The sequence below is a fragment of the Acinetobacter pittii genome, assembly GCF_022449185.1.
In the GTDB taxonomy this organism is placed as follows: Bacteria; Pseudomonadota; Gammaproteobacteria; order Pseudomonadales; family Moraxellaceae; genus Acinetobacter; species Acinetobacter pittii_I.
In genome coordinates, this window is the sequence record NZ_JAKUKO010000004.1 from 50355 (window position 1) to 62678 (window position 12324).

General features: G+C 41.5%; 12 protein-coding genes and 3 tRNA genes. 9 read left to right on the forward strand and 6 right to left on the reverse strand.

The features are described from left to right. Genes MKX14_RS18245 through pilB form a run of 3 tightly spaced genes read right to left on the reverse strand, consistent with a single transcriptional unit; the run spans position 1 to position 3826 of the window. On the reverse strand, positions 1-861 hold the full coding sequence (locus MKX14_RS18245) for a prepilin peptidase (RefSeq protein WP_275891847.1): 861 nt from the start codon (positions 859-861) through the stop codon (positions 1-3). Further along, positions 861-2087, reverse strand: a complete 1227-nt coding sequence (pilC, locus tag MKX14_RS10585) for a type II secretion system F family protein (protein ID WP_046812057.1) — start codon at positions 2085-2087, stop codon at positions 861-863. Before pilC ends, MKX14_RS18245 begins: the two co-directional genes overlap by 1 nt. A gap of 26 nt (positions 2088-2113) precedes the next feature. After that, entirely contained in the window at positions 2114-3826 is a 1713-nt protein-coding gene (gene pilB / locus MKX14_RS10590) for a type IV-A pilus assembly ATPase PilB (protein ID WP_240282412.1), read from the reverse strand. Between the two features lie 291 nt (positions 3827-4117). Here pilB and tpiA point away from each other — a divergent pair, with 291 nt between their 5' ends. The 9 genes from tpiA to rbfA all read left to right on the forward strand — a co-directional run bounded on the left by tpiA (position 4118) and on the right by rbfA (position 11050). After that, positions 4118-4912 carry a triose-phosphate isomerase gene (gene tpiA / locus MKX14_RS10595; protein ID WP_046812055.1) on the forward strand — a complete coding sequence of 265 codons (795 nt, stop codon included), beginning with the start codon at positions 4118-4120 and terminating at the stop codon, positions 4910-4912. A 12-nt stretch (positions 4913-4924) separates the two neighbouring features. Then, positions 4925-5254, forward strand: a complete 330-nt coding sequence (secG, locus tag MKX14_RS10600; protein WP_032005670.1) for a preprotein translocase subunit SecG — start codon at positions 4925-4927, stop codon at positions 5252-5254. A gap of 56 nt (positions 5255-5310) precedes the next feature. After that, a tRNA-Leu gene (locus tag MKX14_RS10605) sits at positions 5311-5395 on the forward strand. A 39-nt stretch (positions 5396-5434) separates the two neighbouring features. Next, a tRNA-Met gene (locus MKX14_RS10610) sits at positions 5435-5511 on the forward strand. Positions 5512-5600: 89 nt separating this feature from the next. Beyond that, positions 5601-5677, forward strand: a tRNA-Met gene (locus MKX14_RS10615). A 215-nt stretch (positions 5678-5892) separates the two neighbouring features. Continuing rightward, positions 5893-6417 (forward strand): ribosome maturation factor RimP, encoded by a 525-nt coding sequence (rimP, locus tag MKX14_RS10620; RefSeq protein WP_002114922.1) that lies wholly within the window; start codon positions 5893-5895, stop codon positions 6415-6417. Between the two features lie 37 nt (positions 6418-6454). Then, on the forward strand, positions 6455-7939 hold the full coding sequence (gene nusA, locus MKX14_RS10625) for a transcription termination factor NusA (RefSeq protein ID WP_002115134.1): 1485 nt from the start codon (positions 6455-6457) through the stop codon (positions 7937-7939). Between the two features lie 10 nt (positions 7940-7949). Continuing rightward, positions 7950-10649, forward strand: a complete 2700-nt coding sequence (gene infB / locus MKX14_RS10630; protein WP_108009305.1) for a translation initiation factor IF-2 — start codon at positions 7950-7952, stop codon at positions 10647-10649. Continuing rightward, positions 10649-11050, forward strand: a complete 402-nt coding sequence (gene rbfA / locus MKX14_RS10635) for a ribosome-binding factor A (RefSeq protein ID WP_002114836.1) — start codon at positions 10649-10651, stop codon at positions 11048-11050. The genes infB and rbfA overlap by 1 nt, the downstream gene beginning before the upstream one ends. A 56-nt stretch (positions 11051-11106) precedes the next feature. Here rbfA and phaG read toward each other — a convergent pair whose 3' ends face one another. Genes phaG through phaE form a run of 3 tightly spaced genes read right to left on the reverse strand, consistent with a single transcriptional unit; the run spans position 11107 to position 12323 of the window. Continuing rightward, on the reverse strand, positions 11107-11511 hold the full coding sequence (phaG, locus tag MKX14_RS10640; protein WP_240282413.1) for a Na+/H+ antiporter subunit G: 405 nt from the start codon (positions 11509-11511) through the stop codon (positions 11107-11109). Positions 11512-11523: 12 nt separating this feature from the next. Continuing rightward, positions 11524-11799, reverse strand: a complete 276-nt coding sequence (locus MKX14_RS10645) for a monovalent cation/H+ antiporter subunit F (RefSeq protein WP_005065886.1) — start codon at positions 11797-11799, stop codon at positions 11524-11526. Further along, complete coding sequence (phaE, locus tag MKX14_RS10650; RefSeq protein ID WP_046812053.1) at positions 11796-12323, reverse strand: Na+/H+ antiporter subunit E; 528 nt, start codon at positions 12321-12323, stop codon at positions 11796-11798. The genes MKX14_RS10645 and phaE overlap by 4 nt, the downstream gene beginning before the upstream one ends. Between the last annotated feature and the right edge of the window lies 1 nt (position 12324).

The following is a 12324-nucleotide window of genomic DNA, read 5'->3' on the forward strand; positions in this document are numbered from 1 at the left end:
TTAACCTCCCAAATAAATTTTCATAATCTGGTCACCCCATAAAAAGGCAACCCAACCCGCAATGGCAATATATGGCCCAAACGCAAAGGGCTGATTATCATTACGTAATTTTAGTAAAATGATGCCAATAATTGCACCTAGTAAAGATGACAATAACACAATTAATGGCAGCATCAATGGCCCCATCCAAGCGCCTAATGCGGCAAGCAATTTAAAGTCGCCGTAGCCCATGCCTTCTTTGCCTGTAATGACTTTAAATAAGTAATACACAATCCATAGACATAAAAAGCCAATCAGGTAACCCCAAATGGCTGAATTAGGCGAGGTGTAAATATTAAAGGTGTTAATGCCCAAACCAAGCGCAGCTAAAGGTAGGGTAAAACGGTCGGGTAGCAGCTGAGTATCAAAGTCTATAAATGTTAAAGCAATCAAAACCCAAGTGAGCACTAGCCCCCAAAGCATTTGTAGGGTTGGACCGAAAACTATGACGACGACTAATGAACATAGCATAGTGAGTAATTCAACCGCTGGATAACGAATGCTAATAGGATGTTGGCAATCGCCACATTTTCCTCTTAACATTAACCAACTTATAACTGGAATATTTTGATACCAACGGATCGGTTGCTGACATGCAGGACATGATGAAGCAGGCTTACTTAATGTCAGCTTTTCATGCTCAATGATGGGTTGTTCGGGGTTGAGCAACATTTGACATTCCTGCTGCCAATCTTGTTCCATCATTTTCGGGGTGCGATAAATCACCACATTCAAAAAGCTACCAATGCATAGGCTCAATAATGCAACTACAATATAAAGTGCAGTTAAGTTTTGAATAAAATAATCAATAATTTCTTGCATTATATGACTGAACCCATTTGGAAAATCGGAAGATACATAGCAACAACCAGACCGCCTACGAGCACCCCTAAAATTGCCATGATTAAAGGTTCCATCATTGAAGTTAAACCATCAACGGCATTATCAACTTCATTTTCATAATAAGTGGCAACTTTATCGAGCATGCTGTCTAGTGCACCAGATTCTTCACCAATTGCGACCATTTGTATAGCCATAGATGGAAAACGATTTGAAACACGCATTGCAAATTGGAGTTGTTGGCCTGTAGCAACATCTTCACGAATTTTCATGACGGCTTCTTCATAAATGACATTGTTGGTTGCACCAGCCGTTGACTCAAGCGCATCAATGAGCGGAACACCAGCGGCAAACGTAGTGGCTAAGGTGCGGCTATAACGGGCAATAATCGCCTTATAAACCAGATCACCAAAGATAGGCAGTTTTAGTGTAAGTTTGTCTAAGCCATCACGGAATTTTTTACTACGCTTTTTGGCTTCCAGAAATGCGGCAATAATTGCCCCAATCACAATAATCATAATGAACCAGTATTCTTGCATCCATTTCGACATATTCACGACCATTTGGGTGAATGCAGGTAAATCTGCACCAAAAGAAGAAAACAGGTCTTGGAAAACAGGAACTACTTTAACCATCAAAATAATGGTAACAACCACAGCAACCACGATAACCGTTGCTGGATATTTCATAGCCTTCTTAATTTTCTGCTTAAGTAATTCACTTTTTTCTTTGTAAATTGCCACACGGTCCAACATGGTTTCAAGCGCACCAGATTGTTCACCGGACTCTACAAGAGAACAAAACAAGTTATCGAAGTGTTGAGGATACTTTCTTAAAGCTGAAGCAAAAGTACTACCACCTTCAACCTCACCTTTAATCCCGAGTACCACCTCGCGCATGGCTGGGTTTTCTAGGCCCTCCGCTACAATTTCAAAGCCTTGTACCAGTGGCACACCTGCTTTCATCATCGTTGCAAGTTGCCTAGTAAAAATCGTGATATCGAGTGTTGATACTTTCTTCTTGAATAAACCCTCAAGAATATTTTTACGCTTTTCCCGAATATTACGGACAGTTACACCTTGTTTGCGTAGGGTGACTTTGGCTAAGGCCATATTCTTAGCTGGAAGTTCGCCCTTAATTTTTACGCCCTTACGGTCAACCCCTTCATAAGCAAAAGTCGGCATCATTTGTGCCTTTTTGACAGTCATGAATTATCCTTATTTTAAATTGTCTTTTATTCACTGGTCACGCGGTTGACTTCTTGTAAGGAAGTAACACCTTGCATGACTTTCTTTAACCCTGAACGACGCAGATTATTAAACCCCAGTTTTTCAGAAGCAGCAGCGATTTCTAAAGCATTGCCATCTTCCATAATAATCTTGGAAATTTCAGGTGTAACTTTCATCACCTCATAAATACCGACACGACCTTTGTAGCCTTCACGACACTCAGTACAACCCACAGGTTGAAAAACTTGAAAATCGGGATGGGTTAAATCTTGGTCGGTAAAGCCCATTTCTAATAGGCTCTGTTTAGGAATGTCGGCAGGTATTTTACACTGTGGGCATAACCGACGCGCCAAACGTTGAGCAATCACCAGATTGACAGACGTTGCGATATTAAAGGATGGAACACCCATATTACGTAGGCGAGTAAGTGTTTCTGGCGCACTATTGGTATGCAGTGTGGACATTACCATGTGACCGGTTTGTGCAGCCTTAATCGCAATTTCAGCCGTTTCTAAGTCACGAATCTCACCGACCATAATAATGTCGGGGTCCTGACGTAAAAATGATTTCAGTGCGGCCGAAAAAGTAAGACCTACTTTCGGGTTAACGTTAACTTGATTAATACCTTCAAGGTTGATTTCGACTGGATCTTCGGCAGTGGAAATATTAGAGCTTTCAGTATTTAAAATATTTAAGCCAGTATACAAAGATACCGTTTTACCAGAACCTGTAGGGCCTGTAATGAGAAGCATACCTTGTGGTTTATCGAGTGCTTCTAAAAAAAGAGCTTTCTGATCTTCTTCATATCCTAAAGCATCAATGCCGAGCATTGCGCTAGATGGATCGAGAATACGTAGAACCAGTTTTTCACCAAACAAGGTTGGAAGTGAGTTCACACGAAAATCGATTGCTTTAGTTTTTGATAACTTAAGTTTGATACGACCGTCTTGAGGCACTCGTTTTTCGGAAATATCCATTTGAGACATGACTTTTAAACGTGAAGCCAAACGGTTAGCCAATTGCAAAGGTGGATTTGCAATCTGACGTAACACGCCGTCGACTCGATAACGGACCCGATATGATTTTTCATAGGGTTCAAAATGTAAGTCTGAAGCCCCCATACGAATTGCATCGATGAGTAATTTATTAATATATTTAACAATAGGTGCTTCATCGCCTTGAGGCGTTTCTTCCTCCTCCTCTTGTGAGGGTGGAGCTTCTAGATCTACATCAAGATCAAACTCTTCATCACTAAACTCGAAACTGCTTTCTTCAATAAATTGCTGCGCCAGAATTTTCTCAAGCTTATGGTGCTCGACAATAACGGGTTCAACCATGAGTTTGCTATTGAAGCGAATGGCATCAATTGCTTCAATATTACTCGGGTTGCTGGTCGCGACATATAAAATCTGCCCTCTTTGTATAAGAGGTAAGACCCGATGTTTTAAAATCAGTTTCTGGTCGACCAAATCTTTGGGAATTTGGCTTGTATCGTAAACATCCAGATCAAAATATGGTTCAGCAAATTCAATAGAAATTGTTTCAGCTAATAACGAAGGGGAGAGATGAACCTCTTCAATCAGGTACGCAACCGTATCCCGTTTAGCTCTTTTTGCTGCATCTAATGCTGTTTGCATGGTCGCTGCCGACACATGTTTTTCTTCGACTAATCGCCGAAAAAACCCCGAAAATTTTGGAGATGTATGTATGACTGACATCTGCCTACCTGTGCTCATATGTTTATAATTGGTATATAAAAAATTATACTTTTGTTATCTAAAATTACTACCTGAGAAAATGATGCTCTGGTCTTGATCCACTCGCCAAAGCTTGAACTAGTCGAAGTTTTTATTCATTAATTTTTAAAAGACGATTCTTTATACTCAATAAAGTTTTATAACTGTTTTCAATTAGTAGAAAAGATATGAGCAAAGCCGTTAAAGAAAAGTATCTGAAATTTGTATAAATGCGTGTAGAATGTGCTGCATTTTTGATGAAAGGTGAGCCGTATGTCGGGTTCGACGATTACGCCTTGGGTAGTTGGCAACTGGAAAATGAACCCAATGCGTGCCAATGCCAAACAACTTATAGAAGAATTTAAACAACTATTGCAACAAAACCAAATTGCAGATGAAAGCTGTCATGTAGGGGTTGCTCCGGTTTCTATTGCGCTTGCAATGGTACAAACACAATTGCAAGATGCGGCAAGAACAGTATATACAGTTGCACAAGATGTATCGCGTGTAGCGGGTACTGGCGCGTATACTGGCGAAGTTAGCGCAGAACTATTAAAAGATAGCCAAATTAATTTTGTACTGGTTGGGCATTCTGAGCGCCGTGATATTTTTGGCGACAACGTTGAAATTTTGAAAGCTAAACTCCAAAATGCATTAAATGCGGGCTTGACTGTCATTTATTGTGTTGGTGAAAGCCTCGAACAACGTGAACAAGGTTTGGCAGAGCAAGTTGTATTGCAACAAATTTGTGATATTGCTCCTGTAGTGACTGCTGAGCAGTGGCAAAAGCAAATTGTAATTGCCTATGAGCCAATCTGGGCAATTGGGACAGGTAAAACTGCTTCTCCACAAGATGCACAGGCAATGCATGCTAAGATTCGTGAAGGTTTAAGTCAGATTACCCCAGCGGGTTCAGACATTGCGATTTTATATGGCGGTAGTGTAAAAGCTGAAAATGCGGTCGAATTGGCAGCATGTCCAGATATTAATGGTGCGTTGGTAGGCGGTGCTTCATTAAATGCAGCATCTTTTTATCAAATTGTACAAGCCTTTGCACAAAGTAAATAACGAGGATAGGGTATGCACTCTTTTGTACTGATCGTACATATTATTTTAGCGGTACTGATGATTGCCTTAATTCTAGTGCAACATGGTAAAGGTGCTGATGCCGGTGCTTCTTTCGGTGGTGGCGGAGCAGCAACTGTATTCGGTGCATCAGGTTCAGGTAACTTCCTTACTCGACTTACTGCTATCTTAACAGCGTTGTTTTTTGTGACGAGTTTAACTCTCGCTGTTTTCGCAAAAAAACAGACGACTGAAGCATATAGTTTGAAAACTGTACAAACGACAGCGCCAGTTCAAACGACATCGCCTGAAACTTCACCAAATGCACCGAAATCGAGTCAATAATTCGAAATAGGGCTTTCCTTTTGCAGTGGGAAGGGCTAGAATGCGTCCCACAAGCTGCGGTGGTGGTGGAATTGGTAGACACGCTACCTTGAGGTGGTAGTGCCTTCGGGCGTGGGGGTTCAAGTCCCCCCTTCCGCACCAACTTTGAACCAGAAAGTTGAGTGCAAGCAGTTTTTTTGATGCGGGATGGAGCAGTCTGGTAGCTCGTCGGGCTCATAACCCGAAGGTCGTTGGTTCAAATCCAGCTCCCGCTACCAATTTGATTAAGGTGCAACTTAATCAAGCGAATATTAGATAAGTTTACATTGACTTTTTTCGATATTTGTATATAATTTTTGCACGTTGATGCGGGATGGAGCAGTCTGGTAGCTCGTCGGGCTCATAACCCGAAGGTCGTTGGTTCAAATCCAGCTCCCGCTACCAAGTTTCTTAAAAGAGGCTCACAGACAGGTGGGCCTTTTTGCACAGTGGACTATTGTTTTCTGTGCTAAATAGGGGCGATTAACGCCCTTTTTTATTGGTTATCGTATCGCTATCGTGTAGTGTCGACATCAATTGGTCAAATAGTCATGCTTCACTATAGTAGGTCTGTGTCGGTTAAAACAACCGATTGAATCGCACGAGAATGACGAGAGTAAATGAAATTATCAAATAAATCCCAAGCATTGCATGACTTAATTGTTCCTGCAGTGGAAGCATGTGGTGTCGACCTTTGGGGAATCGAGTTTCTCCCACAAGGTAAACGTTCATTATTGCGTATTTATATCGATAAAGCGGTAAGTGAAGATGCTGAGCCTGTAATTAATGAAGATGGTGAAGTAGAACTAGGCCGTGGTATTGGTGTACAAGATTGTGTGCGTGTAACACAACAAGTTGGCGCAATGTTGGATGTTCATGATCCAATTTCAGGTGAGTATTCATTAGAAGTTTCTTCACCGGGTTGGGACCGTCCATTTTTTCAACTAGAACAGTTACAAGGCTACATCGGACAACAAATTGCTTTGCGTTTAATTGCAGCAGTAGAAAACCGTCGTAAATTTCAAGCAAAACTTATCGCAGTAGACCTTGAAAATGAAGAAATTCAGGTTGAAGTTGATGGGAAGCATGTGCTTGTGATCGACAGCAACAATATCGATAAAGCAAACTTGATCTATCAAGATTAAATTTATTTAAATTTTATAAGAAATCGGTAGGTGACTTATGGGCCGCGAAATTCTTACCGTTGTTGAAACGGTTAGTAATGAAAAAGGTGTTAGTCGTGAAGCGATCTTCGAAGCTTTAGAACAAGCTCTAGTTGCTGCAACGAAGAAAAGATTTTACGAAGGTACGCATGCTGAAGAAGCTCAGCTTCGTGTAGAAATTGATCGTAAAACTGGTGATTACCGTACGTTCCGTCAATGGACTGTTGTGGCAGATGAAGATCATGAAATGCCAGCTTGCCAAGATGCAATTTCTGACGTTGATCCAGCTAAATGGTCAATTGGTGACGTGCGTGAACTCGAAGTAGAGTCTATTGAGTTTGGTCGTATTGCTGCACAAATTGCAAAACAAGTTATTGTACAAAAAATTCGTGAAGCTGAGCGTGCTTTAGTTGCTGATGCATACGAGTCTAAAGTTGGTGAGTTAATTTACGGTGAAGTGAAAAAACAAACCAAAGATGGCTTCATTATCGACTTAGGCGACAATGCAGAAGCTTATCTTGCACGCGAAGAGATGATTCCAAAAGAAATTCTTCGTCCAAAACAACGTGTAAACGCTATTTTATATAATGTTAACCGTGAAGGTCGTGGCGCTCAGTTGTTGTTATCACGCGCTAAGCCTGAAATGTTAATTGCTTTAATGAAAAAAGAAATTCCTGAAATTTCTGAAGAAATTATTGAAATTAAAGCAGCGGCACGTCAACCGGGCGTTCGTGCTAAAATTGCAGTGAAAACAAATGATCACCGTATTGACCCTGTAGGTGCATGTATTGGTATGCGTGGTACGCGTATTCAAGCTGTACAACAAGAGTTAAATGGTGAACGTATTGATGTAGTGGTCTGGTCTGATGATCCGGCTCAGTACATTGCTAGTGCATTAGAACCAGCTGATGTTTCAGGCATCGTGCTTGATGAAGATGCAAGAAGTGCCGACATTATTTTTGCAACCAGCGATCAATTAGCTCGTGCGATTGGCTCTCAAGGTCAAAACGTTCGTTTAGCTTCTGATTTAACTGGCTACAAACTCGACATGATGCTTGAAGAAGAGTATCGTGCTCGTCAGCAAAATGAAGCTCAGCAATATCTTGATATGTTTGTATCACGTCTCGATATTGAAGAAGATTTAGCAATGGCATTGGTGGAAATGGGCTTCACTTCTTTAGAAGAGATTGCTTATGTTCCTGCTGAGACTTTTGACGAAATTGAGCTTGATGCTGAATTGGTTGAGTTATTGCAAAGTCGTGCAAAAGAAGCAGCCCTTACTGATGCTTTGAAACAGCAAGAAAATATTCAAGAACCGAGCGCAGACCTTCTCACTATGGAAGGCATGACTTCTGAGATCGCTTACTCGCTTGCCGCTCGCGGTATTATTACTGTCGACGATTTGGCAGATCAAGCTACTGACGATATCTCTGATATTGAAGGACTTGGTCATGAAAAAGCAGGTCAATTGATCATGAAAGCTCGCGAATCATGGTTTAACTAGGAGATGAAATATGACGGACAAGTCGATTAAAGAGTTAGCTCTCAGTGTAGGACGTCCTGTTGAGAAGCTCCTAGAACAGGCTCGTGAAGCAGGTTTGCCTCAACGTACAGCAGACGACATTATTACCACTGAACAACAGGATACTTTGGTCAATCATTTGAAAAAAGTTCATGGTCAGGAAAGTGGTAACACAGGAAAAATTGCGTTGAAACGTAAAACAACCAGTACCGCTAAAGTTGCAAGTACTTCAGGTAAAGCAAAAACGATTAACGTAGAAGTACGTAAAAAACAGGTTTTTGCTAAACCAAACCCTGAACAAATTGCAGCTGAAGCAAAAGCACGTGCAGAAGCTGAAGCAAAAGCACGTGTAGAACAGCAAACGCGTGAAACTGCCGAGCAAAAAGCGCGTCTTCAAACAGAGCAAAAAGCTAAAGCAACTTTAGATGCGATGCGTGCTGCTCATCAACAAGATAGTGCTGCACAGACAGCTCCAAAAGCTGCTGTTGTAGTGAAAAAGCGTGGTGGTGGTACAGTAAAACCTGCACCAAAACCAGCTGAAACTCCAGAACAGAAACGAGCTCGTGAAGAGCAGTCAGCTCAGTTAAAAGCAACTGAAGAAGCTGCACGTCGTAAAGCGGCTGAAGAAGCTCAGCAACGTACACTTGAACAAATGCGCAAAATGGCATCTAAGTATTCAAATGACGATGCTACTACGACAATTCGTGTGATTGATGATTCTCCACTTGCTTCAGGTCTAGTTGGCCAAGCTTATGAAGATTCATTTAAGCAAGAAGACCGTGAAATTAAACGCGGTGGCGCAACCAACAACCCACGTGCTGGGAAGAAAGGTGGTCGTCGTGGTCAAGAAGAGCAAAGCTTTGTTAACCATAACAAACGTGGTTTAAAATCAAGCCAAGCGAATAAGCATGGATTTGAAAAGCCAGTTAAAAAGCAAGTTTATGATGTAGAAATCGGTTCAAGCATTGTTGTTGCCGATCTTGCTCAAAAAATGGCGATTAAAGTACGTGAAGTTATCAAGACACTTATGAAAATGGGTGAATTGGTTAATCAAGATCAAGCTATTGATCAAGACACAGCGGCACTTGTTGTAGAAGAAATGGGCCACAACCCTGTTTTAGTTTCTGATACACAAGCGGAAGATAACTTGCTTGAAGCAGCTGAAGAAGCTCGTGGTGAGCAAACAACTCGTCCGCCAGTTGTTACCATTATGGGTCACGTTGACCATGGTAAAACATCATTGCTTGACCGTATCCGTCGTTCGAAAGTGGCGGCTGGAGAGGCAGGTGGTATTACCCAGCATATTGGTGCATATCACGTTGAAACAGACAAAGGAATTATTACATTCCTTGATACACCAGGACATGCGGCATTTACTTCAATGCGTGCACGTGGTGCTAAAGCAACAGATATCGTTGTATTAGTTGTTGCTGCAGATGACGGTGTAATGCCACAAACTGCAGAAGCAATTGACCATGCTCGTGCAGCAGGTACTCCAATTATTGTTGCAATCAACAAAATGGATAAAGAATCTGCTGATCCAGATCGTGTGTTAAATGAATTAACAACGAAACAAATCGTTCCAGAAGAATGGGGTGGTGATGTTCCGATTGCTAAAGTTTCTGCACACAGTGGACAAGGTATTGATGAACTCCTTGATTTAATTCTTATTCAATCAGAATTGATGGAATTAAAAGCATCTGCTGAAGGTGCTGCACAAGGTGTTGTTATTGAAGCGCGTGTAGATAAAGGCCGTGGTGCAGTAACTTCGATTCTTGTTCAAAACGGTACATTAAATATTGGTGACCTTGTTCTTGCAGGTTCATCATATGGTCGTGTCCGTGCAATGTCTGATGAAAACGGTAAGCCGATTAAATCAGCAGGACCATCTATTCCGGTAGAAATTCTGGGTCTTCCAGACGCTCCAATGGCAGGTGATGAAGTTCTTGTTGTAAATGACGAGAAGAAAGCGCGTGAAGTTGCCGATGCTCGTGCTGACCGTGAGCGTCAAAAACGTATTGATCGTCAAAGTGCTATGCGCCTTGAAAATATCATGTCGTCAATGGGCAAAAAAGACGTTCCTACAGTGAACGTTGTTTTGAAAACAGACGTACGTGGTACTTTAGAAGCATTGAATGCTGCTCTACATGAATTATCTACTGATGAAGTAAAAGTTCGTGTAATTAGCTCAGGTGTTGGTGCGATTACTGAGTCTGATGTGATTCTTGCTGAATCTTCAGAAGCTGTATTGTTAGGCTTTAACGTTCGTGCCGATACGACTGCTCGTCAGAGAAGTGACCAAGATGGTATCGATATTCGTTACTACAGCATCATCTATGAATTGATTGATGATGTGAAAGATGCCATGAGCGGTAAGCTTGCTCCTGAACATCGTGAAACAATCTTGGGTGTTGCGGAAGTGCGTGAAGTATTCCACTCAAGTAAGTTTGGTGCAGCAGCAGGCTGTATGGTACTTGAAGGCACATTACATCGTAATAAACCGATTCGCGTATTACGTGATGATGTTGTAATTTTCCAAGGTGAGCTTGAATCTCTTCGTCGTTATAAAGACGTTGTTGATGAAGTTCGTGCTGGTATGGAATGTGGCCTTGCGGTGAAAGGTTATAAAGACATCAAACCACAAGATAAGATCGAAGTGTATGATGTTCAATTGATTAAACGGAGTCTTTAATGGCGGGTAGCCAACGCTTAAAGCGCATGGCGGATTCAGTACAACGTGAGTTGTCTGAGCTAATCCGTCAAGAGCTTAAAGATCCTCGCTTAGGTGGTCTAGTGACCATCTCTGCGGTGAAAGTCAGTGCGGATATGGGTTATGCTGAAGTTTATGTCACCGTTATGGGACGTGAACTAGGCGATGAGCAAAGTGAAGCAGCAAATAAAGAAACTTTAGATGTATTAAATAAAGCTTCTGGTTTCTTGCGTCATGAATTGAGCCGTCGCATTAAGACTCGTATTACGCCTCGCTTACGTTTCCATTACGATAAGACGAATGCATATGGTAACTATATGTTTGGTCTAATCGAAAAAGCGGTACAAGATTTGCCAGAACGTAAGTCAGATGACCAAGAGTAATTAAAACTCAAAATAAAAAAGCCACCTTCGGGTGGCTTTTTTATTGGTTTAATTTCTTATTCTTTAGGAGGTTCCATTGGCGGTTTGTTTTGTGAAAAACGTTGACCAATTTTGTACCGATCCCAAGGTAGAGGTCGTTCAATGGCTTCAGGTACTTCACCACTCAATGAGCGTAAACGTAAATGTAGCGCAGCTTGAGCAATCAAATTAGCCGAAACTGGTGCGGTAATAAAAGCTAAAAGGGTAATAAGTAATTCTGCAAAACCAAAGCGACCTTGGAAAGCAAAAAAGATCATGGAAGCGATCAGAAAGCTTCCTAAGCCGAGCGTACTCGACTTAGTTGGCGCATGTAAGCGCATGAATAAGTCGGGTAAACGGACCATACCGATTGAGCTAACTAACATGAAGAAGGCGCCAAAAACCAGAAAGACCGAAACAATAATTTCCATTGCAAATTGCATTTTGACCTCTCCTTAATCGATAACATGACCGGTTGTGAAGTAGCGTGCTAAGGCGGCTGTAGATACGAAACCTAACATCGCAACCAGTAGTGCTCCTTCGAATAGAGAAGTCGTCATCCAATAAATGCCTAATACAACAATAAGGCAAGTTGCATTTAGGAAAAGCGTATCGAGCGCTAAAAGGCGGTCTACAATTGATGGACCCATGACCAGTCTAAAAAGGCAAAGTAGCATCGAGATTGTAACGGCAATCAAGCTAATACCTAGAGCATAGGGTAGGATTGTCATGCACTTGCCTCCGTTTTACTTTTCACATCAAAAATTTCCATAAGAGGAATTTCATAACGTTCTTTGATGTCTTGAATATCAGATTCGGTATCATCCGTACTCAAAGCATGAACCAGAATATCCCCACGTTCCTGATCAATACCCGCAGAAACCGTACCTGGTGTTGTGGTAATGATCATTGCCAGTAAGGTGTTGACCTGCTCATGTTCTGTTTCTAAAGGTACGCGATACCATTTAGGATGTAATTTTTTAGTAGGTCCCAAAACAAGTTTTGCGACCTTAAAGTTAGAAATAATAATATCCCAAAGAACCACAAAACATAGTTTAACCGCAGGTTTCCAGTGAATATGCGGTGTACGCGTAATAAATGGTTTGACTAAACGAGGGATGATTAAGCCCAAAAGCATCGCAGTCAAAAGATCACTCGCATCAAGACCATGCGCTAGCATCAACCAAAATAAAATGATGAGGACTGAAACAAATGGATGTGGAAACCAGCGTTCAAGCAAATGAGATAACTGCATT